Origin of the sequence: Alteromonas sp. RKMC-009 (assembly GCF_003584565.2) — a bacterium.
GTDB lineage: Bacteria > Pseudomonadota > Gammaproteobacteria > Enterobacterales > Alteromonadaceae > Alteromonas.
In genome coordinates, this window is sequence record NZ_CP031010.1 from 607,753 (window position 1) to 633,313 (window position 25,561).

Annotated in this window: 16 protein-coding genes and 1 rRNA gene; 12 read left to right on the plus strand and 5 right to left on the minus strand. The window is 42.7% G+C overall.

Annotation, left to right across the window (positions count from 1 at the left end):
* Window positions 1-5 precede the first annotated feature (5 nt).
* Both DS731_RS02660 and DS731_RS02665 read left to right on the plus strand, forming a co-directional pair.
* Window positions 6-3,809 carry a glycosyltransferase gene (locus tag DS731_RS02660; RefSeq protein ID WP_119499881.1) on the plus strand — a complete coding sequence of 1,268 codons (3,804 nt, stop codon included), beginning with the start codon at window positions 6-8 and terminating at the stop codon, window positions 3,807-3,809.
* 3 nt (window positions 3,810-3,812) lie between these two features.
* Window positions 3,813-4,526, plus strand: coding sequence for a hypothetical protein (locus tag DS731_RS02665; protein WP_119499882.1), 714 nt, complete (start codon window positions 3,813-3,815; stop codon window positions 4,524-4,526).
* Window positions 4,527-4,608: 82 nt separating this feature from the next.
* On the opposite strand, the gene DS731_RS02670 is transcribed toward DS731_RS02665, so the two are convergent.
* The 3 genes from DS731_RS02670 to DS731_RS02680 all read right to left on the minus strand — a co-directional run bounded on the left by DS731_RS02670 (window position 4,609) and on the right by DS731_RS02680 (window position 8,419).
* Window positions 4,609-5,934 (minus strand): hypothetical protein, encoded by a 1,326-nt coding sequence (locus DS731_RS02670; RefSeq protein ID WP_119499883.1) that lies wholly within the window; start codon window positions 5,932-5,934, stop codon window positions 4,609-4,611.
* Between the two features lie 418 nt (window positions 5,935-6,352).
* Complete coding sequence (locus DS731_RS02675) at window positions 6,353-7,267, minus strand: glycosyltransferase (protein ID WP_119499884.1); 915 nt, start codon at window positions 7,265-7,267, stop codon at window positions 6,353-6,355.
* Window positions 7,268-7,276: 9 nt separating this feature from the next.
* On the minus strand, window positions 7,277-8,419 hold the full coding sequence (locus DS731_RS02680; protein ID WP_119499885.1) for an alginate lyase family protein: 1,143 nt from the start codon (window positions 8,417-8,419) through the stop codon (window positions 7,277-7,279).
* 85 nt (window positions 8,420-8,504) lie between these two features.
* Here DS731_RS02680 and DS731_RS02685 point away from each other — a divergent pair, with 85 nt between their 5' ends.
* Both DS731_RS02685 and DS731_RS02690 read left to right on the plus strand, forming a co-directional pair.
* The gene (locus tag DS731_RS02685; protein ID WP_119499886.1) at window positions 8,505-10,547 is read left to right on the plus strand and encodes a glycosyltransferase family 2 protein; all 2,043 of its coding nucleotides are present in this window, start codon (window positions 8,505-8,507) and stop codon (window positions 10,545-10,547) included.
* Window positions 10,540-11,385 (plus strand): glycosyltransferase, encoded by an 846-nt coding sequence (locus DS731_RS02690; protein WP_119499887.1) that lies wholly within the window; start codon window positions 10,540-10,542, stop codon window positions 11,383-11,385. The genes DS731_RS02685 and DS731_RS02690 overlap by 8 nt, the downstream gene beginning before the upstream one ends.
* Before the next feature lie 186 nt (window positions 11,386-11,571).
* On the opposite strand, the gene DS731_RS02695 is transcribed toward DS731_RS02690, so the two are convergent.
* Entirely contained in the window at window positions 11,572-14,364 is a 2,793-nt protein-coding gene (locus tag DS731_RS02695) for a glycosyltransferase (RefSeq protein ID WP_119499888.1), read from the minus strand.
* Window positions 14,365-14,729: 365 nt separating this feature from the next.
* Here DS731_RS02695 and DS731_RS02700 point away from each other — a divergent pair, with 365 nt between their 5' ends.
* The 7 genes from DS731_RS02700 (at window position 14,730) to DS731_RS02730 (ending at window position 22,328) form a co-directional block, all read left to right on the plus strand.
* A complete protein-coding gene (locus DS731_RS02700) occupies window positions 14,730-15,797 on the plus strand; it encodes a hypothetical protein (protein WP_119499889.1) in 1,068 nt (355 codons plus the stop codon).
* A gap of 63 nt (window positions 15,798-15,860) precedes the next feature.
* The gene (rfbA, locus tag DS731_RS02705; protein WP_119499890.1) at window positions 15,861-16,742 is read left to right on the plus strand and encodes a glucose-1-phosphate thymidylyltransferase RfbA; all 882 of its coding nucleotides are present in this window, start codon (window positions 15,861-15,863) and stop codon (window positions 16,740-16,742) included.
* Between the two features lie 50 nt (window positions 16,743-16,792).
* Window positions 16,793-17,338 (plus strand): dTDP-4-dehydrorhamnose 3,5-epimerase, encoded by a 546-nt coding sequence (gene rfbC / locus DS731_RS02710; protein ID WP_119499891.1) that lies wholly within the window; start codon window positions 16,793-16,795, stop codon window positions 17,336-17,338.
* Window positions 17,339-17,347: 9 nt separating this feature from the next.
* Window positions 17,348-18,226, plus strand: coding sequence for a dTDP-4-dehydrorhamnose reductase (gene rfbD, locus DS731_RS02715; RefSeq protein WP_119499892.1), 879 nt, complete (start codon window positions 17,348-17,350; stop codon window positions 18,224-18,226).
* Window positions 18,223-19,305 (plus strand): dTDP-glucose 4,6-dehydratase, encoded by a 1,083-nt coding sequence (gene rfbB / locus DS731_RS02720; RefSeq protein ID WP_119499893.1) that lies wholly within the window; start codon window positions 18,223-18,225, stop codon window positions 19,303-19,305. Before rfbD ends, rfbB begins: the two co-directional genes overlap by 4 nt.
* Before the next feature lie 79 nt (window positions 19,306-19,384).
* Entirely contained in the window at window positions 19,385-21,106 is a 1,722-nt protein-coding gene (locus tag DS731_RS02725) for a glycosyltransferase family 2 protein (protein WP_119499894.1), read from the plus strand.
* Between the two features lie 34 nt (window positions 21,107-21,140).
* Window positions 21,141-22,328: a nucleotide sugar dehydrogenase gene (locus tag DS731_RS02730; RefSeq protein WP_119499895.1), complete on the plus strand. Its 1,188-nt coding sequence runs from the start codon at window positions 21,141-21,143 to the stop codon at window positions 22,326-22,328.
* A gap of 43 nt (window positions 22,329-22,371) precedes the next feature.
* Here the strand turns inward: DS731_RS02730 and DS731_RS02735 are convergent, their stop codons facing one another.
* A complete protein-coding gene (locus DS731_RS02735) occupies window positions 22,372-23,103 on the minus strand; it encodes a hypothetical protein (protein ID WP_232373532.1) in 732 nt (243 codons plus the stop codon).
* A 518-nt stretch (window positions 23,104-23,621) separates the two neighbouring features.
* Between DS731_RS02735 and DS731_RS02740 the strand changes: the two genes are divergently transcribed.
* Window positions 23,622-25,155, plus strand: a 16S ribosomal RNA gene (locus DS731_RS02740).
* Window positions 25,156-25,561: the final 406 nt, after the last annotated feature.

The window sequence follows — 25,561 nt, forward strand, 5'->3', positions numbered from 1 at the left end:
AGCACATGGACTTTTCAAACCTTTTAAGGCAAGCCAATAACGCTTTTAGAGAACAAGACTATAAAACTGCTTTAGAGCTCTACCAGCAATACGCTCAACAAAGCTCTGAACATCAGCAGCGTATAAATGTAAACTTAAAGCTCGCTGAAGCACGTTTAAATAGAAAAAGAAAAGACGCGGAACAAAACGCAAAATCTGCACTTACCACTAAAGACAAAATAATTGTTTACACTGTAAACATCGGTGGTTACGAGAGTGTAAAAGAACCAATGGTCATCGACCCAACAGTAGAGTATATACTGTTCACCGACAATAAAGAGCTCGTATCAAAACATTGGAAAATTATACAGCTAAACGACAAGCTCGATGACCCGCGCCGTACCTCGCGTCTTCCCAAAATATTGGCCCACAAATACTTGCCAGAACATGACATAAGCGTCTACATCGACTCAAGTCTCGAAATCAAAACCCCAGACGTTCGTAAAATGATATCCGAGTGTATGGAAGGGGATGATATTGCCTTATACAAGCATTACAAGAGAAAATGTGTTTATGATGAAATAGAATTTGTCATGAATTCAACAGACCGTGTTGTTGCAAATAAAGAATTGTGCTTGTCGGCATTAAAAAAATATGAAGATATTGACTATCCAAGAGATAACGGCTTATTTGAAAATGCATTTATTTTTAGGCGCAATACTGATAAAAATAAAAAACTAAATAAGCGTTGGTGGAATGAGTACATAGTAGGTACTGAACGTGATCAGTTTACCTTTATGTATGCGCTTGAAGTAGAAGGTGTAAGGCCTAATCCGATTAAAATTGGCAAGCAGTTCCGCATTAACCCATACGTAAATTTTCATAAACACGTTTATAGATCGCATAGCAAACCAAAACAGCCACATGTTTTTATTGCTTATGCTCCAAAGTCATATGGCATGAACCTAGGTCGTTGTTATAACGAATATATGGAACGATTAGATGAAGATGAGTACGCACTTTTCATCGACCATGATGCTATGTTCACAAATAATAGCTGGCGCGATGTTGTTGTTAGTGCTTTTTCAGAACACGCTGGAGAAACAGCTCTTTTTATCAGTCGAACAAATAGAATTAATAATCCTTATCAACGATTAAATTTACTAGAGAATAATCATAACTTATTAGATCATGACGTTTTTGCTACTAATTTATCTAAAAGATACGGCAAGTCAGTTGTAGAGTGCGCTAAGTTACCTTCATCTTCCGGGGTAATAATTATGCTTAGCAAAAAAACTTGGCTGAAACACAAGTTCACAGATGGCTTTTTAAAAGTCGACAACAATATTCACTTATCTCATCGAAATGCTGGTGACCCTGTATATATTATGCAGGGCTTGCACGTATATCATTTTTATAGAGCTGATAATGATCTTTCGCATGCTGTTAAAGATATTTCAAGCTTACCAAAAGACTCAACCTCGAAAATTGGTCATGTAGTCAGGAATTTTGTTACAAGTGATCTTAGTGCTGAATCTTTATCAAAGTACATGAAACTCCTAAAAGATGATGAATACGGTATATTCTTGCCCGAACAAGCAATGTTCTGTAACAAAGATTGGTACACGAGGGTTTGCGATTTTTTAGAAAAAGAGCACTCTGTGGGATTAATGGTATTCAATAATAACTTTATGGATGAGAAAGCTCCTTTAGAGTTTGATGTGGTAAAACACAAGCAATATGCAGCATCGCTATTAGGTTCTAACTCAGATTGCGCATTAGCTTATGAAGAAGAACTAGTGCAAGGGGGATTGAGCGCATTTTTGCTGTCCAAGAAGGCATGGAAAGAATTGGAGGTACAAGCGCATGTTGACTTTAAGTCGTTAGCCACAGCTGTATCTAAAGCTAAGCAGAAAGCACGATTTGTTAAAAGCGTTTATGTGCTTGATAAAAATAAAGATCATAGAGATAGAGCTGTTTCGCGATACTTAAATAATCAACTTAATATAGCAGTTTTAACCTACGGGTTTTGGCCTCAGCAAGCTGGTATGGAGATGATGGTGAATAACCTGTCATCGCAACTGACAAAAGCAGGGAATAACGTTGTCTTGTTCGCACCCAAGCCTAAGAAAGATTACAAAGAGCTTAAGTCTAATTATATTATCAGACGTTTTAAATCTACTGACGATATGAAGCGTATTTTTAGAGAACACCATGCCAGCATGCCATTTGAGGCTCTTTATGTACAAGGAGCCTATGAGCCAGCATCTTTAGCGCTTGAGCTCAAAAGAGAATTAGATGTGCCGGTAGTGTTGCGGACTCATGGTGAAGATATCCAAATTGACAAGGAGTCTAACTACGGTTACAGGCTAGATCCTAAAAAAAATGAAGTTATCTTACGCAATCTCCGTCAAGTTGATCATAATGTCGTTATTGGTCCGCACATATATGACGAAGTACGCCCGTTAACTGATGGCCCGATTAGTTTGATATATAATGGCGTTGATACAGAACATTTTACTCCTGGCAGGGAGTATCTGATACATGATAAATTCAATCTTCCGAAAGCAACAAAAATTCTTATAACTGTTGGGCGAAATGTAAAAAAGAAGAGTCTGCATTTAGCTATTGACGCTTTAGCTCTAATTCGAGAAGAAAGACAGGATGTCGTCCTCGTTCATGCTGGTAAAGAGGGGAACGGTTTAAACTTAGTCGAATATGCAAGGAAAAAGGGTGTCGAAGATTGCTTCTTCCAGTTAGGTGAAATCAGTTATTTTGATATGCCATCTATATATAGAAGTAGCGATATATTTGTATTTCCAGCTAAAACTGAAACATTTGGAAATGTTACTGTTGAAGCGATGGCTTGTGGTTTGCCTTGCGTTGAGTTTGATTATGAAGTTAATAGAAGTAAAATTGTACATGGTAAAACTGGCTATATTTTAGATTACGGTAATATTCATGAGATGAAAGCCGCTCTGAGTCGCTTATTAGATGATTCAAATTTGATGAATGAGTTTTCTAAAAACTCGAGAGTATTTGTTGAGGATACGTTTTCATGGAAGGCTGTCCGAGAGCAATATTTGAGAATTTTTAGAACATCATCGGAATCAAGTTTGACTGATATTAAATTAAGTGTGATTGGAAGTTGTAGAGCCTACTCCCCCATTGAAAGGAGTATCCATGAAGATTTCAAAATAGCACATGGTAAAACTAACTGGTTCACACATAGCACTAGAGATGTTATTCAGAAAATTAACGTTCTAAAAAATTCTTTAGAAATACCTGAAGAATATGTCCCTTTAGTTATTAATGATGTCTCCAGATACTTTCCTGAATTTCATCGAGAAGACTTCTTTGACGATACTGATGTTTTTATAATTGAGATATCTTCTATAAAGTCTAATAATTATAATGGATTTGAGTTACAGCAGTGGTGCCTTAGAGATATAGAAAACTCTTCGGATGATTTTTACATTGAAGTCGCAGCTAATGCTGAAACAAGAATTATGACTTACGAAGATGTTTATGATGATCTGGAGCTAATTTATTCGATGTTATCACGTAAGCCAATAATTTTTCTCTCTCATAATTTACTGGAGAGACCTGATGGTAGTGTGCCGAAGCCAAGGCTTATAATACAGAAAGCCCTATCAGATTTTTCGCTAAATAACGAGAATGTTTTCTATTTTGATCCAACAGAAGTTATCTTAAGGTATGGAGTGAGTTCATCAATGAAAGATTTGGCTCATTATAATAAAGATTTCGAACTGGTGATTGGTAATGAAATTTTAAAATTTATCAAAGATAAAATATTTATAGGTAAATAATTTATGTGTGCTTCTACGGAAAATGTTAATATACCTGAGGGATTTTCTTGTGAAGGGGAATCAAACTTCTTTGATATTGGTGATGCTATAAATCTTACCGGTTCAGTGACGGGGAACAATAACAAGATTGTCATAAGGAACACCGCTAATAGTAAACCGAGAAATATCCAATTAATTATGAATGGTGATGGGAATGAAATTTCTGTTCAAAAGCTTGGGCGAGTTAAAGGTCTGATTATTAGAGTCGGTTCAAATCTTCCTGCAAATAATACATTTCTTGAAATTTCTCCTGGTTTTACTAATGAAGGCGGCAACAGGTTTTTGCTTTTCAATAGTGGGAACGTGCTAAAAATAGGAAGGGACTGCCTATTTTCAAAGAACATAACAATAAGATGTGGAGACCAACCTCATTTGCTCTTCGATCGTTCGACTGGTGACTATCTTGATATATCTGAAGGGGTTTTTATCGGTAATCGAGTTTGGGTTGGTGAAGAAGTATATATTACAAAGAGAGCCACAGTTCCTTCTAATTGTCTTATAGGAGCTCACTCTGTAGTTACGAAAAGATTTGAAAACGAGTACTGTGCGATTGCAGGTAATCCATCTAAAGTTGTTAGAGAAAATGTTGAATGGATTCGCAATGTAAGTGTTCTCGAAGATAATTCAGATTATAAGAAGTCATTCTATAAATACTATGATGGCTTTAAGGCTGATTAATCATGAATTATTTAGTTACCTCCGTAGCTGGTGGGTAAACCTCCCCTAATTATTGTTATAATTAATTAGGGGTAGTTCACTATTACTTTTTCACTTTATACTCTTTTCGAAAGGACTCTATCCTATCTTTAGGAAAAAATTGTGTAAGTTGGTTATTAAACCTTTCTCGGAATCTTTTATCATCCACTCGGTTAGAGCCTCCAGTGTCCTTTCTATAGTCAACCTCAATTAAAGTACTGTTTGGCTCGTAAACAAAGCGATTATCTAACTTAGCTAACAGAGTTATTTCATTGTCCGCTTTGTGCGCTTTGTAGTAGGGATTCAAAATAGCATTTTCATAAAACTTTCTAACCCAAGTCTTACGAACCATCCCAAAAGAAGCAATACGACCAAACCACTTTCCATCGTTAAATGCTAGTAAACCAGCACCTTCACTTTCAATTCTTTCTAGAGCTATCTTAAGCCAACCTCTACCAGGGAAAGCATCTTGGGCAACAAAAACGATAAAGCGGGAGTCACATTTAGCTGCGACGGAATTGAGTGTACTCATGAATCCTCCTCCCACATCATCCATTGCGATGATAACCGTCCCCCATGTACCAGCGCGCGAAGCTAATATTGCAGCTGTTTTGTAGCCCAATTCTTCATCAATACATGGCATAACTATTGATACTGAAGGCGATACACGAAGATCTGTACTATCTAGCTCGCTCATGTTTAAGCTAATAACGTCTTCAAATAAAAAGTCTACAGAATCTTTGCACACGTCCGGAGGAATAACACTGGAAGAAAAATATAGGACTTTTCTAGTTTTAAAGTCAAATAAATTACCTAAGCTATTAAATAACGTGGTAATCGAAAATTTTAAATTATTAGGCTTAGTACTCACGATTATGCTTAGTTCACTAGCTGATATTTTGGGAAGGTAACTAGAAGATATTTCACCGATTCCATTTTCTACAAAGTAAATCTGCTGACATGTCAAATTCTCGCTATAAACTAATAAGCGTTTTTTGTATTCAAGTAATTTAGAGAGAATTTTTTGTGAGGATTTTGAACGCGCGTCTTTTTTACCTGAATTAATTTGAACTAATGTCCAAGATTTTTTGCTGGACTCTTCTCTATGAATAAGATCTAAAATAACATTTTCTATATTTTTATCCGTCAAATCACAAACTATCACCGTATCAAATTTGGCAAATTTTTCTTCATCACTATTATTTGAAAACTTTGTGTAGTTTACGGATATCCCGATTTTAGCATGCAACTCTCTTAAAGCTAATGCAGTATTAAATTTTAGTAACTCTTTTAGATCAGGGTTTTCTTTAATTGCTAGGTTATAAAAGTTTAAAGCCTCTTTATAATTTTCTTTAAGAAATTCATCATTACCTTTTTCAAGAAAAGTCATTTGATATCCTGAATACAATTGTAAATTTACTTTTCTAGAGCAGTTTGCTTTAGATTATTCAAAAAATAATAGTGGATAGAATTAATCGCACAATATAGGCAGCCTAGGGAAATAAAAAGTAGCATGCTCACTTAAGTACTACCCTTCGGTCTTCTTCGATACCAAACTTCAGAAATTGTAAATATGGGCTAATGACTTGTAATTGAACATCTATGTTTTGCTCAAGATAAGAAACCCCATCAAAAAAGAGACTAGCCTGTCTACTTTCTTTCCAACCAAACTTTAAGCAGTAACAAGCAGGGTCGACTTTACTTTACGGCGTAAGCACTAATTCAACTGATACTAAAAGCCGGCCCCCTATCACCCCATTGTTTTAAATTATTCAGGCCAGGTGAAGTTTGTTGTTCTACGCATAAATTTATTTGTACCCAAACAGTTCTACAGATTTATCCTTATAGTCGTGCCACAACTTGATACTTGGCATATTACCTATGGAATCTGTTTTTTCCGTCCACGGTTTAAATGCTCCAGCGTAATGCAACACGGAGATTTTCTCCAATAGTTCCCTATAAACTTTATCTGACGCCAATCTCAGGAAACTGTCCTGAAAGTTAAACGTACTGGAAACCATGCCGATATATTTGCGCTTGTCTCCGAAATACTCACTAAGAAGACCTTGCTCATGAATGGAAATGCGCTCAGAGGCATATTGCGTAATCGTATTAAAAAAGGCATCACAAAGAAAATCGCCGCTTACCAGCATCATACCTGAATTGATTCTCTTAATGTGTTTGCCGTCGAACTGGCCGTCATACATTTTTAGTAATTGTGAGTCAGTATCGCCTTCCCGTAAGGATTGTTGAAACTGTGGGCTGGTTACCAGGGGCTTATTGGGAAATGCGTCAAAAAGAGCCTGCATTGGATTGTGGACAATCATGTCTACATCGAGGAACAGTAACTTACTAGTTTCTTGTTTTTCAAATACTGACCATTTTAAAAACGTACCTCTGTTCCAGTCCGCTCGCTCTGGCCTTTTTACATTTTCTTTCGCAAGGGAATATAGGGTCTCTTTTCGTTTTCCGTCTAGTAACGAAACTTTATCTGCTACCAGTTGAACAAAGCTATCTGAAAGCAGTTTCTTATCATCGGTATAGATAACAATTGGGTTATCAGTGAGCACACCGTTATAGGCCATACTTCCTAGCATAACTTTGAAACAATCTAAGTAGCCACTGTCAAATGCAAACGCTAGGGTTACATCGTTATATACTGTGGCCTTATGTTTACCCGAATTGGAAATTAAACCTTCGCGATACAAGCTGTTTATAGCCATGGAGTTCCTTTAATTACTTCTGTTTGATGCTGTACATGTCAAATGCGTTAATGCATCCCAAGACATGAAATGTTCGCTAAATCTGCCGGGGTACCAGTCGTTGTAAGCCTTAATGTAACTAAAGTCGCGTTTATCTAGATGTTGACGACTAAAGTAGTGGTTGTAAGCGATCTGGTATCCTGCGCTCTTAAGGTGGCTATTCTTATATCGCCCCCTTTTGAGCCCTTTGGGGGATGGTACCTCACCATTAAACATTTTTGCAAAGTGCTCAAGTACCTTGAGTAACCGCGGCTCTTTGTTTTCAAAAGAAAGTGCGTATAGGTTAGTGCCGTTGTGCCAGGCTATCTCAGCGGTTTGCATCCATGAGATAAGCGTATACTGGGGATGCCATGTATCGCGAAGATAATCAGCCTTCAGGCTACCTGATGCGGTACTGACGTCGGCAAGGTTACGTTTATACAATTTAACAGCCTCCGCGAATCTATCATTATCTTCTAAATAGACTGCCAGAGCTATTTCACTTAACACTGATGTGGCTCCCCAGTTATTTTCTCTATAAGCTTTTGATGCATAGCTTCCAAGCGTTTTAGCAAACTTATTAAATTGCAATTGATTGGCTGGTTTCCAATTGGCTGCGCCGTTATTGTAATTTTTAATAATGTCTGCTGCACCCAGCCATATGGGGAGCGCCCAAGCCGCCTCAAGGTAAGCCTGATCGTCTTTTCCTTTTGTCACTTCTAAATCCCGGAAAGTATATGCCCACTCCGTTAAAATAGTTTTGGCTTTATCAAGGTACCGTGTGTCTGAAGTCGCTACCCACATAAGTGCGAGTGCTCTGGCCGCATGAGCATCTCCGCGAAACGCTGCTTCATACTTATTCCCTGTGTAAGCTTCTACATATACAATTTCATAGGCATGGTGCTGACGAGTTAGGGTGGCGTATTCGCTTGTGGTTAACTGCTCGAATGCGGGTTGTCTTTCATCACACTGTTGCTCTTTAAGGTTTGTTAACTGTAGCTGACTGGCACCGATACTCGGGTGAGTAAAGGTCTGGGCCGTGCATAGCGAGGACAGAAAAACTAAAACACCCAATAAAAATAAGCGAGACAAACAAGCTGGGGAGCGCGTATGTAGAAATTGTGGTTTAACCATGTATATCTCCTAAGTTCTGGTGAGTGTCCACGGTAACTGATAATATTCCCAGCAAGATTCGATAAAGTACTGGTTAATAGGTGTAATGGCGGTAAAGCAACTAACACTGCAGATTAAAGAATATATTCAAAGCAAAGCAGCTATGCGCTCCCTTCTCAAATTGATGAGAGATAGTGGAAAATTTGATAGAGAATACTATCTTTCGACGTATCCGGATGTCATGCAGGATCCCACCTGGGCGCGAAAGCCTGAATTGCACTACTTGAAATATGGAGCAAGCGAACTGCGTAATCCTGCGCCATGGTTTGAAACCCAGTTTTACCTGCAACAAAACCCCGATGTTCAGGAACATAATATTAATCCATTTGTTCATTATATATTACATGGTGCTATGGAAGGGCGAAAGCCCAATCCAAAACAACAAAAAAGATATTTGGACAACTCAGTAGATAAAATTAGGTATAGCATTGTAAACCATCTCTGGGGCGGTTATTCAAAGCCGGCTTTGAGAGATCTGGAGGCTATCTACACCAATGAGCAAAAAGATAATGATCTTCGCTATTTTGCTGCATGGCAGGCGGCGCGGTGGTATTACTTTGTCGACGACTATAAAACGTCACTCTCTTTGGGAGAGTTAATCGATTCATTGGGGGAAGAATATCGTCTCGGCAAAGTGGCTGTAATGAATAAAGCTTATTGTCTGATGCATTTGGGACAAACAGAAGCTGCACGGAAGACATTGCAGGAATTCTTGGATAAAAAGCCGGATGATGCCGATATGCTATTGTCTATATCCAATGTGCAGACAACGGAAGAAGAGCGTCTTACTAAAATTAATGCGGCATTTTCCAGTCATGGATATGCCTCTATTGAGCGGATAGATCCGAGCAAGCCACTTTCGTTTGCGAATATCCAGGCATCAGCGCCGAAAATTGAGTCGGAAAAGAAAGTAAGTGTCATTATACCCACGTACATGACGGAAGATAGGTTGGGGATTGCCATTCAGTCACTGCTAAATCAGAGTTGGCAAAATCTTGAAATCATCGTTGTTGATGATTGTAGCCCCGATGGCACGTATGCAGTCGCACAAAAATTCGCCGAGCAAGATAGCAGAGTGATTCCTGTCAGACAGGAAAAAAACGGTGGTGCTTATCGGGCACGCAATACTGGCCTTAAGCTAGCAACTGGAGATTTTATTACCACGCATGATGGTGATGACTGGTCGCATCCTCAGAAAATCGCGGCTCAAATGGATTTCCTTGAAAGAAATCCCAATGTGAAGGGGGTGTGTACTCACTGGACGCGTGCCTTAGATAATCTTCACTTTAGTCATAACTGGCGCCTCAATCCTCGATTAATCCACTGGAGTCACTCATCATTTTTATTCCGCAGGGAAATTGTAGATGACGTGGGTTTCTGGGATTCTGTTGTTGTAGGAGGGGATACTGAGTTCATCTGGCGAATACAGGCAAAATACCGTAGATGGTCAGTAAAAAACATAATCAGCGCTGTACCAATGGCGTTTGCTTTGGATGATGATGGATCTTTGACTCGCACGAAGTCCACCCATGTGAAAACGATTCATAATGGTCTGCGCCACATCTATCGGAGTGGTTGTGAATGGTGGCATAAAAACACCAGTGACTACTATGTTGATGATTCGGAAAAAAGACCGTTTAATACTGCCCAGACAATGGTTACTAGAGGTGATACTGACTTAGATTGTGACGTTCTGTTTATCGCTGATTTTTCCGAATCAAAAGACAATGATGTGATTTATGAGAAGATTAAACAAGCTCTCAGCAATAGGAGGAAGGTCGGAATATACCATTGGCCGGTTTACGGAGAATTCAGAGAGAACTTTGATGCTCGGTACTTCAATTTGCTAATGTCCGATTTAACACACCCTGTAGTTTACGGAATGAATGTTAAAGCAAACCAGGTTATTGCTTCTTCCCCTCAGCTTTTCGAAGAAGAATTGGAAAATGTTGCCTCGATAACAACGAGCGAATTCACACTCCTTTCTGAAAGCCACACGGGAGTGGAACGTGAGGCATTGGAAAGTCGTATTGAGTCAATTTTCTCAGTGAAACCTGAAGTAGAATTGGTTGAGCAGCACAATGTCTAACAGTAATCGAAAAATTTTTGTAGTGATACGCTATTCCATTCTGTCAAAAACGAAAGCATGGAAAATTTCAGATACAAAGGATAGGGAAAAATATAAGCAAATCTTGTTCTCTGAAGCACGTATGGATACTAAGTTTCTGTTTTTCAAGGAACTTGTTCTGCCATCGTTGGCACAGAACGAGTCTCGTGTTAAAAACGCTGAAGTGGTAGTGCTGCTTTATACTTCCACGCAACTTCCTGATAAACAACGGAATAAGTTGAAGGAATTGTGTTCACCTTACAATTTCATGAATATCAGATACATTACCGAAGATGATAACTTTCATGAATGTGTGAGAAGGGATTTGCATGCTAGCTTATCGCAAGCAACGGGTAATAGTGTGTATGCTACTGTCAGGTTGGACGATGATGATGCACTTGGTAAAGATTTTCTGCTGAACGTTGAGAAGTATGTTTCTAATGAATTCTCGGAGCGAATTATTACATTTCCTTGCGGATTCGAGAGCTTATACGAGCCACGTGAGAAGACAATTTTAAAAACCATTGAAATTGACTACCCAAAGGTCGCAGTCGGTCTGACTAAGATCCATAAATTCGATAACGAAAAAACTGGTGCCTCAGCAACATTCAGCATTTATGACGCTGGAAACCATACTAAGGTCGATAAGTCGCATGTGGTCGTGCAGGAAAGGGGGACTCGGCCGTACTATCTGAAGTTGGCCTATGCCGAACAGGATACGGCTGAAAAAGGGTTTGTAAGGCGGAGTGAAAATGCGCCTATAGTTGAATACGAAAGGCTTGTGGCGGAATTCCCAGTTATTTCAGGCTTGCTCAGTTAATGTCTGTCTAAACTGAAAAAACATCGTGTATCTTTACAGTTTGAATAAGTAGATATTCAAGATGTGACTTGAATTGCAATTCACTGCTTCATGGGCCGTTTACAATAGCAATCGCAGAACAATGACCGCTGATATACCTTAATAGAAACATAAAAGTTAGAAAAGGGGAGGGAGAGTTTCCCGAATTTAATAAGGAGCCGATACTTGCCCAAGCGCAGTGAGATACTGTTTTGATATTGCTTCTTGTCCATAGCGTGTTACTGCGATATCCCGAACCATCCGTTGTATCTTTGCCAGCCCCGCTTTGTTTTTTTGTAGAGTAATGATTCGGTCTGCAACATATTGATAATCACCAAATGGAGCAAGATAACCTGCTGATAGATCAATGATTTCTTCCAGCGCTCCCCAGTTATAGGCAATGGGTACGCAGCTACAAGCCATACCTTCTACGACTGTTCTGCCGAATGATTCCTGAAAGTGCGATAGATTCAGTATCACATCCATATTCTGATAAGCATCAACAGGATTAGTAGCATAACCACAGTACGCTACATTTTTCTGGGAGTAACTTTCGAGCCGAGCGGTGAGGGCTTCAGTTTCCGGCCCATACAGAAAAAAAGTGATGTCTTGGTGCTTTTTAGCAACGAATTCAGCAATTTTAAAAAAGTCGTCGATACCTTTTTTAATGGTGTTACTGCTTAGCATAATAACGTTCAAGGTAGAGGTGGCAGACTTATCCTGCGTTCTTCGAAATTGCCTGGTATCTATTGCGTTGTAAACAATAGTTGTTTTTTCTTTCAGGTTAACAAACGATGCAGTGACACCGGAATTGGCGATAACGAGGTCAGCGCATTCGTCAATATGTTGTCTGATTTGCTCTGGCGTTGCATTTAGTCGGCTACACAAATCCGTATCGTGATTAGGCAGTTCCCTCACATGCATCAATGACTTCACTCCAGATTGTCTGGCTGCTAAATGAGGTTCCCAGAGTGTGAGCGTATTTACATAAACCACGGATGTTTTACTGGCAGTAATGATTGAGCTAATTTGACCCGTAACTTCTACGATTTCCCTTCTACCCCTTCGCCACCATGGGAGTGGAGTAAAATAGATTTTGCTGACAGAGTCAGCTATCTCTCTGATATACCTATGGTTAATGCCGCTGGGTAATATAACTGTTATATCAGCATTCTGCTGATATAACATTTTTATGCAATCAAGAAAGCTTCGTTCGGCACCAAACAATTCGTTACCAGCCAGGTGAGCAACCATAAGTACTTTTTTACCGCTTTGTTTTTTAGCATCGCCAGTTACAGAAAACAATTTAGTCTTATCGACAGGCTCTGATGCCCACAATGAAATAGCTTCGAAGTTTGATTTTCCTTTAATGTACGCGAGACCACTTACACTCAGGTAGGGATTAGGATCGCGACCTTCGTCGATGCCGTGATTAATGAAGTGAGTTAGAGGATCAACACTAGCTGCGGCGATGTCAGGGTAGGCGTCTATATACCAGTCAGGGTCGAATAAGTCTTTAGTCTTTAGCGCTTTTTTAAGATTGGCTTTTCGTATTTCCAAGGAGCCTCGGCAAATCAATGGAGGTGCAACGAACTTGCGTACGGCACGCTGCGGCATATAGAGTCTTCTTGCACGGTTATGCCATTCTATAGCCGCATCATTATAATCCTTTCTAATTCCTGAGTACTGAGTACGCAGGTGTGTGGCGCTGGTTTGAGTCAGTGACCCCTTGTCAACTCGACCGAAGGCAAGGGGAACTCCGGGCATAACTTCACTGATCGCAGCCGGGCCGTACTTTTTCTGGATCCGCAGCCAATATTCAGTGTCTGCATTAACCGAGACATTATCCCAATAGCCAAGTTTTCTGAAAACTGAGCGACGAAACATAAGGCTGGATACATTTCTGTAAATCCAGCCTTGTTCCATTCGCCATGTTTCAAAATGCAGTGACGGATCGGTTCTTGCCCAGTAGGATACGGCGGCTTTTACCTTTCGGTAGCAGCGTATTGCTTCAACCTGCTTTTCAATTTTTTGTGGGTGGGACCAGTCGTCGGCATCATGAACGGTAATAAGTTGGCCCTTCGACAATTTAAGACCTGCATTTCTGGCAGCATAGGCTCCTCCGTTTTCAGGCAGTGGAATAAATTTGATCCTTGAATCCTGTTTAACGAACTTTTCGATAACGGCTTTACTGTTATCTGTAGATGCATCGTCTACAACGATTATTTCGATCTTTGAGTAGGTCTGACTTAATAGGCTATTTAACGCCGTCGCCAACGTATTCTCTGCGTTGTAGCAGGGAATGAGTACTGATACTAAAGGGCTGAAATAGTTTAGCGTAATTGCAGATTGCTCGGAGTTAGCCGTTAATGAATCCAATGTTGCAGACTGGTTTACGGTAAGTGGAATTAAGTTGTGGCGCTTAAATAGATGATTGATGACTGCCAGCTTCTCTGCACCTTTTTTCAACATAGATGCGGCCAGAAGTTTATTATCGGATGGTAACCAGCCTTTATGCTCTAGAACTCGCCTGGCATTCTCGATATCTCCACAATGAAAGTAGGCACTAAATGCAAGCAAATATGGGCCGTCATGGCGGATAAACAATTTTAAGTTTTCGTCTAAAAGCAGATCCTCTGCATATTCTTTTGTTGCCCCCCAGTTGCCCCAGCTAGCATGCCATCTGCAAATAAACCAGGTAGCTAGACTCTGCTCAAAGTTGTTATGGTTACTTGCTATCTTATTTAAGCGCTGAAGAACCTCTTCAGGCTCGGAAACGGCCCACAATCGGTTGTCCAGCTTAACCGTTTCCATTGCGCAAGGCCAGCGCCCCTCTTTCCAACCATAGTTTTTATAATGGTTGGCAGGGTCGATGCCGGCAGCAGCAATATCAGGGTAGGTGTTCAGATACCACTCTGAATCTATGAGTGCGAGTAGTTCTTGAGAGGGACTATCAGACATAACAACTGTTTAAGTGAGTGAATGTGCACATGTTATGTTTGGTGAGAGTGCTTGTCTACTCGATTTAGCCTGCCTCGCAGATTCAATCTGGTCCGAGTTTGTGTTGTAATATGCCGCACTTTGGTGCTGAGAGCCAATCTTGCTTACCTCCTGTTCACTTTTTTGCGAGTAGAGGCGGCTGTATTCAATTTCGATAGTCGTAGCCGTGAATTTTGATGAGATCAAAATATCTTTCATGCAGCAGTGAATAAGGTTAGATGTCTGGCTTAAGAAGAGTATCCGAAAAGGCTACTAGTGCGTACTAAGGTCAGAATATAAATACGGCGCGGCAACAGTCTTGCTTTGCTAAGTAATAAAAGGTTTTTATGAAAGTAGTTTTTCATTTCGGCCCACCAAAGTCTGGCACTTCAGCCATACAAAAATGGATGTCGTCCAATCGTCAGTGGCTGATAGAACAGGGGATTTATTACCCTGCTCATGTGCTCGATGTTAATGGTGTCAGTTCCGGTAACCTCCGTAAAGTTTTTGTTGAGTCCGAAAAGGGGCTCGAGTTTTCCGATAAATTAATGGCATCAGAAATCGCAGCAGCAAATAGCGCGCAGTGCCATACCATCGTTTTTTCTTCAGAATTTTTTTTCAAAAAACTGGAAGCTTTAGCTGGTAAAGTGGCCGAAGCTCAATTTATTGGCTACGTCCGTTTCGGTCTGGAGATGATGCAGTCATCGTATAATCAGGCAGTAAAACGACATGGAAGAACGGAAACGTTTAGGCAAAATGGGCCCTTACAACCTACCCTCAGAGCATTAAGCGAATCTATCAGTAAAATCGGTGAAGAGCGCTTTATTCTCAGACCTTACTCGAAAAAGCTGTTTGTAGCTGAAAGTATCGTTGCAGACTTTCTCGATGCGTTAGGTATTAATAGCTCCGGCGTAGATACGTCGGTTGGAAGAATTAATCCCTCATATTGTATTGAAAGTATTGAGGTTAAGCGTTGGTTCAATCAACTGGAGTCTGAATCATTCCAAACGCAGTTAGATCTTGCGTTACAGAGTTATGGAGACTCCGAAGCATTTTCGTTGTTCACAGACGACAATTTTGAAAAGAATAAAGAAGCCTATCTTGGGCAATTGAAGCGGTTTCTGGATAACCATAAAGTCGCTAATTCTGACGCTTTCTATGAACAATGCGCCGCACAGGTTAATAAGCCTTACAGAAAACAAGAGCTTACGTTGACTGAATTCAAACGCGTTCTCAAGGTATTACTCAAACAACGAAAGCTGTCCCGCACGGCCCTTTACTTGGCTTATAATGAGGCTGTATTGCGGAAGGATGCATTGTCGTATCCTGAACGAATCGGCGTGTTAAAGCAGCTAACGCCTAAATGGCTCCGGCTGATACGTAAACTAAAAGAGTCTCTGAGTACTTCCGGCTGAATTTATCTATGGGATAGCATATGATGAAATTATTTTAAACGTGGTATGTGAACAGGAATTAACGTGAGAAAAGGAATAATACTGGCCGGTGGCTCAGGCACACGCCTTCACCCGCTAACGAAAGTCGTCAGTAAGCAACTGATGCCGGTGTACGACAAGCCGATGATCTTCTATCCGCTGGCGACGCTGATGATGTCCGGTATTCGCGACATCCTCATTATCACCACGCCGCAGGAGCAGGCCCGGTTCATTGAACTGATTGGTGATGGTTCTGACCTCGGAATTAATATTCAGTATGCGGCACAACCTTCCCCGGACGGTCTGGCGCAAGCTTTCCTCATTGGTGAAGAGTTCATCGGGAATGATGCATGTACGCTTATCCTCGGTGATAATATTTATTACGGTCACGACCTGAAGGTGTCTCTTAAGAACGCATATCAGCAAGAGTCTGGCGCGACAGTCTTCGGTTACCACGTTAACGACCCTGAACGCTATGGAGTCGTAGATTTTGATAATGACTGGAATGCCCTGTCTATCGAAGAGAAGCCTGCTGAACCTAAATCTAACTATGCAGTTACTGGTTTGTATTACTACGATAACCGTGTAGTTGATTTTGCTAAAGAGGTAAAGCCATCTCCACGTGGCGAGCTGGAAATTACTGACCTCAATAACCTGTATCTCCAAGATGGTAGTCTGAAAGTAGAGCTTATGGGGCGTGGTTCTGCCTGGCTGGATACCGGCACGCTGGACAGCCTGCTTGATGCTGCCAACTTTGTGGCTGCAATCGAAAAACGTCAGGGCCTGAAAGTCTGTTGTCCTGAAGAAGTCGCTTACCGTATGGGCTTTATCGATGCGGCACAGCTTGAAAAGCTGGCAGCCCCGCTTAAGAAGAGTGGCTATGGCGATTATCTGATGAAAGTCATCAGCGACCGCGTTAAAGTGTAACGGTACGCTGTCACGCTAAAAGATTATTCGATTTTTATTCAGGTAAGAGTATGCAAGTAGTAACCACCGACATTCCGGATGTCAAAATCATTGAGCCCCGCGTCTTTGGTGATGAGCGTGGCTTTTTCCTCGAAACCTTCCGCACTGACTGGTTCAAACAGGAATGTGCCGATGTGGATTTCGTACAGGACAACCATTCAAAATCTAAGCAGGGCATTCTCCGTGGTCTGCATTATCAGCTGGAACAGACTCAGGGCAAGTTAGTCCGTGTGGTCAGCGGCGAAGTGTTCGACGTAGCGGTAGATATGCGTAAAGACTCGCCCACGTTTGGCAAATGGGTTGGCGTAATGTTGTCTGCTGAAAACAAACGTCAACTGTGGGTGCCGGCAGGTTTTGCGCACGGTTTTTATGTGACCAGTGAATCGGCAGAGTTCGTGTACAAGTGCACGGATTATTATCACCCGGCATCTGAAGTGTCGGTGAAATTTGATGACCCGACTATCGGTATTGACTGGCCGCTGGTAAACGGCGAAGCGCCGTCGCTGTCTGCAAAAGACGCGGAAGGCCAGGCCTTTACCGACGCACCGGCATTTTAAGGAAAGCCCATGTCAATTGTTGTAATAGGGAAATCCGGACAACTGGCTTACGAGCTTCAGCAGGCAGGCGGTGATAATATTGTTTGCCTGGGCCGTGATGATATCGACATTACCGATAAGGCCGCACTGGCAGATAAGCTGGACAGTATTAAACCGGAAGCTGTCATCAATGCTTCTGCGTATACCGCGGTAGATAAAGCGGAATCTGAACCGGAAGCGGCGGCGCTGATTAACACGCAGGGCGTGGCGAATCTTGCCGAGTACTGCAAAGTAAACAGCATTTTCCTGGTGCATGTGTCTACCGACTATGTATTTAACGGTAAGAAAGGCTCACCTTACACAGTAGATGACACCATCGAACCGCAGGGCGTATACGGACAAACGAAAGCTGACGGTGAAAAAGCGCTGCTCAATACCATTCCGGCTTCAAGCTGCTTAATCCGCACCGCCTGGGTGTACTCCACGCATGGCAATAACTTCGTGAAAACCATGCTGCGCCTGATGGCAGATAAGCCACAGCTGACTGTGATTGATGACCAGATTGGCTCGCCCACACTGGCAAGCGGACTGGCACAGGCCTGTTTGTATGCCGCACAAAACAAAACTGCAGGGATATTCCACTGGACCGACGAGGGCGTGACCAGCTGGTACGACTTTGCACTGGCCATTCAGGAACTGGCAGTCGAAAAAGGCCTGCTTGATAACAAAATTCCTGTACTGCCTATTCCGTCGTCACAATATCCCACACCGGCGAAGCGACCGCATTACAGTGTGCTGGATAAAACCCTGACCCGCGAAACCTTTTCTTCAGTGCAACCTGCCCACTGGCGTGCACAACTCTCCGCCATGCTGGATGCACTGAAATCAGAACAGAGCAACACACAATGAGCAAAACTATACTAGTCACCGGCGGTGCCGGCTTCATCGGTTCGGCGGTAGTCCGCCACCTGATTAACGATACTGACCATACGGTTATCAACGTAGATAAACTGACTTATGCCGGTAACCTGGAATCACTGACTACCGTGTCAGACAGCAACCGCTACTTCTTCGAGAAAGTCGATATCTGCGATGCCGACGAAGTAAAACGTGTATTCACGACACACCAGCCTGACATTGTCATGCACCTGGCAGCAGAATCCCACGTTGACCGCTCTATCGACGGCCCGGGTGAATTTATCCAGACTAATGTCGTCGGTACTTACACGTTGCTGGAGCAGGCACGCGCGTACTGGTCACAGCTGGAAGGCGATAAGAAAGACGGCTTTAAATTCCACCACATCTCCACCGATGAAGTGTACGGCGACCTGCCACATCCGGATGAAGTGGAAGAGGGCACCGGACTGCCACTGTTTACTGAAACAACGCCCTACGCGCCGAGCTCCCCCTATTCCGCGAGTAAAGCGTCTTCAGACCAGTTGGTCCGCGCCTGGCTGCGTACTTACAAGCTGCCCACGCTCGTGACCAACTGCTCGAATAACTACGGTCCGTATCACTTCCCGGAAAAACTTATTCCGCTGGTTATTCTGAATGCCCTGGCCGGAAAAGATTTACCTGTCTATGGTAAAGGCAATCAAATCCGTGACTGGCTGTATGTGGAAGACCATGCCCGCGCACTGGTTGTGGTCGCCCTGAACGGTGAAATCGGTGAAACCTATAACATTGGCGGCCATAATGAGAAACAGAATATCGACGTGGTAAAAACCATCTGCACCATTCTGGATGACGTGAAGCCAAAAAGTACCAGGTACGCAGAGCAAATCACTTACGTGACAGACCGTCCAGGCCACGATATGCGCTATGCCATCGATGCCTCCAAGATTCAGAAAGAACTGGGCTGGACCCCGCAGGAAACCTTCGAAAGCGGTATCCGTAAAACTGTCGAGTGGTACCTCAACAATGAAGCCTGGTGGAAAGCTGTGCTAGACGGTAGCTATCAGGGTGAGCGTCTTGGGGCCGGAAATTAATTCTTTCCGTTATTCCGTGTTAGTATAAAAGCCGCATCTCCATGCGGCTTTTTTAATGTTCGATGATTAGCAGGTTTAAATGAAGAAGATTGCAATGCAATCCGTGCAGATGGCTATTAAGTTGGTGCCATCCCCAATTCGTGAAAAGGTAAAACGTAGTGAAAGGCTAACCACGTTTTACAGTCAGTCAATCCGGCGTTCTGGTCTCACATATGGTGAGCCAACGAAGCGGACGAAAAAGAAACTTTATCGGGAGTTTGTTTCTCACCACAATAAACTGATTGAAAATGTATCTTTCCGTAATGAGCCTGCAGATCTTCTGGTTGTGGTAGCCGGAGAGTCTGGTCACGAAAAAACTATTAAAAATCTCAAATCGTTGAATCTTCCTTATGTAATCTGGCCTGCGAAAAAGGATGAAAAGGGTTGCCCGGAATTTAATGAGTTACTGCTAAATAAAAACACTGGCAGCCATGTGCTTTTGATAAACGCAGGAGATACATTGCGTCCCCAATCTTGCTACATGATGTCTGCGTTGTTACAGCAGGATTCTTATGATCTCGTGTATTGTGATACAGATATTACTGCAGACCCCAAAAAGCCCGGTTCACCTCATTTCCTGCCTGACTGGAATCCCGAGCTGCAACTTTCTGCCGGCTATGTTTCGACAGGAGTACTGATTAAACGTGAGCTCCTGAACACTGTTCAGCTTAGTGCTGTCTCTATTGCAGGTTTAACGTCAGAGATCTGGTTACAGAAGTCTGATATGCGTGTTGGTCATATTCCTTCAGTATTGGTCATACGTGATGAAGAAGCTCATGCGAGACAGGAAGTGTCTGCATTAGAAGACATCGCAAGACTGACAAAGCAACATACAGATGCTGTCCCGGCATTAAATGTTGAACAAAAAATCAACCATGTGCAATGGCCTGTTAAAGAGCAGCCTCTGGTTTCTTTAGTCATACCTACAAAAAATGCGAAAGAGCTGGTTAAAACGTGTATCGATTCGATCAGGGAAAAAACACTTTATAAAAATTATGAAATCATCCTGATAGACAATGGCTCGGATGAGAAGGAAAGTCTTGAGTATTTTGCATCTCTTGATGCTTTACCTGAAATCAGGGTGATCAAATACCCCGGCCCATTTAACTATTCGGCAATAAATAATTTTGGCGTGTCACACGCGAAGGGTGAGATCATTGGCCTTATCAACAACGACATAGAAGTTATTAAGCCTGACTGGCTCACTTATATGGTTGGTCACGCGATGAGGGACGATGTTGGGTGTGTAGGCGCCAAATTGTTGTATTCGGACGGATGCATTCAACATGCAGGTGTAGTTTTAGGCTATGGCGGTGGTGCAGGGCATGCGCATAAGTACTTCCCCCGATATCATCCCGGATACATGAAACGATTACTGGCCACTCAAAATTATTCGGCTGTGACTGCAGCCTGTTTACTGGTTAAAAAGTCCAAATTTTTGGAAGTCGGTGGTTTAAACGAACAGGATCTGGCCGTTGCTTTTAACGATGTAGACTTTTGTTTGCGAGTCAGAGAAACTGGTGTCAGAAATGTATTTTGTGCCGAAGCCGAGCTTTACCATCATGAATCGGTCAGTCGTGGCCTGGATGTTGCTCCTGAAAAAGCGGCACGTTTTAATCGCGAACTCGAATATTTGCGTAGTCAATGGCATGCTTATATCAGTCATGACCCGGCATACAGCCCTAATTTGACACTTAAGAGAGAGAACTTTTCTATTAAGCGTCGTGAAGAGTTTACCGCCCTTGGGCCCCCAACTTTTTAGAAACAGTATTTATACCTTTAGATAGTGAGAAAAAATGGAACCGACGAATAAGAAATTCAAAGTCGCAGTAGCCGGGACTGGCTACGTAGGATTATCAAACGCAGTGCTGCTTGCCCAGCACAATGAAGTTGTTGCTGTTGACTTAGTTCCTGAAAAGGTAGAAATGCTCAACGCACGGAAGTCGCCTATTGAAGATAAAGAAATTTCTCAATATCTGGCGGAGAAGGAACTTAATCTAAGAGCGACCCTTGATGCAGAAGAGGCGTACCGCGATGCAGATTTCGTGGTTATCGCAACGCCTACTGATTACGACCCGCAAACAAACTATTTTAATACTGGCAGTGTTGATTCAGTCATCAAAACTGTAATGAAAGTAAATCCGAAAGCAGTAATGGTAGTGAAGTCTACAGTACCTGTTGGCTTTACCCGTGAGGCAAAGGCTGAGCACGGTACCGACACTCTTCTATTCTCACCTGAGTTCTTACGTGAAGGTCGTGCGCTTTACGACAACCTTTATCCAAGCCGTATTATTGTGGGCGAAAGAAGTGAGCGGGCAGAAGTGTTTGCTGGCTTACTCAAGCAAGGTGCAATTAAAGAAGATATCGAAGTGCTGTTTACCGACAGTACTGAAGCAGAAGCCATTAAGCTTTTTGCCAACACCTATCTGGCCATGCGGGTTGCGTATTTTAATGAGCTGGACAGCTATGCTGAAAGCCATGGTCTGGATTCAAAACAGATTATTGAAGGTGTTGGTCTTGACCCGCGAATCGGCAAACATTACAACAATCCAAGTTTTGGTTACGGCGGCTACTGTTTACCTAAGGATACGAAGCAACTGCTGGCTAATTACAGTAATGTGCCTAACAACATGATTCAGGCAATCGTCGATGCCAACCGTACCCGTAAGGATTTTGTGGCTGATTCGATTATCAGTCGCCGTCCTAAAATTGTCGGTATTTTCCGTCTGATCATGAAGTCCGGTTCGGATAACTTCCGCGCCAGTGCGATTCAGGGGATCATGAAACGTATTAAGGCCAAAGGTATTGAAGTGGTGGTCTATGAACCGGTTATTAAAGAGGATGAGTTTTTTAATTCCCGCGTAATTAACGATTTGGATGCGTTTAAAGAAATGTCAGATGTTATTGTTGCTAACCGTGTTACCGACGATATTCGTGACGTTCTTGATAAAGTCTACAGCCGTGATTTGTTCGGTGCAGACTAATTAAGAAAGAAAACAAGAAGGGGAGCATTTGCTCCCCTTTGTTTTATCTGTTCAGTACTAACTCTATATCTTCGTCAGTTAAGCCTATGGACTGGCCATATTCAGCCAGCTTTTCGTCACTGACACCATAACTTTGCGCTGTTTCCAATATCCGGATTGCCTGCTCTTTCTCGGCATGAGTTTGTTGCAGGGCGGTGGTAATCACCTCATCTGACTGGGCAGGGAACACTGCAAGCAATGCATCCACAACATACTCGCCTACATAGGGTACAGTATTCAGTGCGGTTGACAGGATCTCAATTACCTTATTGGGATGCTCCTGAGATAATGTTTGCACAATACGATCGGCCGAGTCAGGTTCAGTTTGTACTGCAACACGCACTATTTCATCCAGCTCTTCCGGAGTCGTATCGGCTGCGGCCTGAACAACAAAATCAACGTAACTGGGCTCAGCGCGAATTGCCAGCTTAACGATATTAGTACAGGTACTGACATCCTTCTCAATTGCCATCTGCACAATATCCTGGGTAGAAGCGGGTTGTGCTGAAATGGCGGCAAAGATAATTTCGCGGTATTTATCAGGATAAGTATCCAGTGCTACATCAACAATAGACACCACATCCTGGGGATAGTGGCTGGCAATCGACCGGATAGCCCGGCCGATAGACATGTTTTGATCAACCTGACGTTTCAGAAACTGGATCTGAAAATCATCATTATTATTCTTAACTGTGTCTGCGTTAGATGCTGCGAAACATAGTGCGGGTAAACACATAGCTACTACAAAAAACGGTATGCTAACTCTGGGAGTCATACTCCACCCTCATTAAATTACGTCCCTTATGGACGCTATTATTGCTCTTATAATAGAGCTATCGTATTCGCAATTAGTTCAAATTGTCTAATTATTGTATGTATAGTCTATAAAGTAATCATTCGAACGCATAAACACAACTTTTTTAGGTATAGGTGTTGACGTGCGATTATAAATCTCTAAAATGCGCCCACTTCTGACGGGGAGTCACGAAAGAGACTACTAAAGAAGTGTTATAACACAGAGCAAACGTGATGAGTTATAACAGTTTTCAGTGAAAACACTTGAGAAATTAAATTTCAAAAAGATGTTGACACTGAAAACGAAACGCGTAGAATGCGCGTCCCGCTTCAGGGAGAAACGCTGAAGCAGCTAAGGAAATTCTTAGCATTGTTCTTTAAAAATTTATAACAAGACAATCTGTGTGGGCACTCGTTAAGAGTGTCAACCGACGATTCATAAAAGTTTTTCGATATATTTAATTGAAGAGTTTGATCATGGCTCAGATTGAACGCTGGCGGCAGGCCTAACACATGCAAGTCGAACGGTAACAGGAATAGCTTGCTATTTGCTGACGAGTGGCGGACGGGTGAGTAATGCTTGGGAACTTGCCTTTGGGAGGGGGATAACAGTTGGAAACGACTGCTAATACCGCATAACGTCTACGGACCAAAGGGGGCTTTTAGCTCCTGCCTGAAGAGAGGCCCAAGTGAGATTAGCTAGTTGGTGAGGTAAAAGCTCACCAAGGCGACGATCTCTAGCTGTTCTGAGAGGAAGATCAGCCACACTGGGACTGAGACACGGCCCAGACTCCTACGGGAGGCAGCAGTGGGGAATATTGCACAATGGGGGAAACCCTGATGCAGCCATGCCGCGTGTGTGAAGAAGGCCTTCGGGTTGTAAAGCACTTTCAGTTGTGAGGAAAGGTTGGTAGTTAATACCTGCCAACTGTGACGTTAACAACAGAAGAAGCACCGGCTAACTCCGTGCCAGCAGCCGCGGTAATACGGAGGGTGCGAGCGTTAATCGGAATTACTGGGCGTAAAGCGGACGCAGGCGGTTTGTTAAGCTAGATGTGAAAGCCCCGGGCTCAACCTGGGATGGTCATTTAGAACTGGCAGACTAGAGTCTTGGAGAGGGGAGTGGAATTCCAGGTGTAGCGGTGAAATGCGTAGATATCTGGAGGAACATCAGTGGCGAAGGCGACTCCCTGGCCAAAGACTGACGCTCATGTCCGAAAGTGTGGGTAGCGAACAGGATTAGATACCCTGGTAGTCCACACCGTAAACGCTGTCTACTAGCTGTGTGTGAATTTAATTCGTGCGTAGCGAAGCTAACGCGCTAAGTAGACCGCCTGGGGAGTACGGCCGCAAGGTTAAAACTCAAATGAATTGACGGGGGCCCGCACAAGCGGTGGAGCATGTGGTTTAATTCGAAGCAACGCGAAGAACCTTACCTACACTTGACATGCAGAGAATTTTCCAGAGATGGATTAGTGCCTTCGGGAACTCTGACACAGGTGCTGCATGGCTGTCGTCAGCTCGTGTCGTGAGATGTTGGGTTAAGTCCCGCAACGAGCGCAACCCTTGTCCTTAGTTGCCAGCATTTGGTTGGGCACTCTAAGGAGACTGCCGGTGACAAACCGGAGGAAGGTGGGGACGACGTCAAGTCATCATGGCCCTTACGTGTAGGGCTACACACGTGCTACAATGGCAAGTACAGAGGGAAGCAAGACAGTGATGTGGAGCGGACCCCTTAAAGCTTGTCGTAGTCCGGATTGGAGTCTGCAACTCGACTCCATGAAGTCGGAATCGCTAGTAATCGCAGGTCAGCATACTGCGGTGAATACGTTCCCGGGCCTTGTACACACCGCCCGTCACACCATGGGAGTGGGATGCAAAAGAAGTAGTTAGTCTAACCTTCGGGAGGACGATTACCACTTTGTGTTTCATGACTGGGGTGAAGTCGTAACAAGGTAACCCTAGGGGAACCTGGGGTTGGATCACCTCCTTACCTTAAAAATCGTCTATTGCCTTTTAGCGCAGTGTTCACACAGATTGTTTTGTTATGTATCTCATTGAGATGCAGAGCAAACTCTTGTTCTTTAACAATTTGGAAAGCTGATATTAGTAATCAATCAAATTGAGTAACTGAGAATATCGAAAAGATGTTCTTTCAAAAGCTACTCTATCTGACAACGGCGCAGCGTAAGCTGCAATGTAATTGATTAGACAGTCATGCATACAACAGTGCTTAAGTGCACACCTGGCTCCGGATAAAAAGGCGGAGGACAGGCAGCTGAAACCCATTCTTTCAACGTGTCGCACGTTTTGGGCGGAAGTGAATGGTTGTGAACACTTATTCCTTACTCATGTGAATAAGCAGAAGCAACGACTTAAGGTTTACCTTAAGGAAGCTA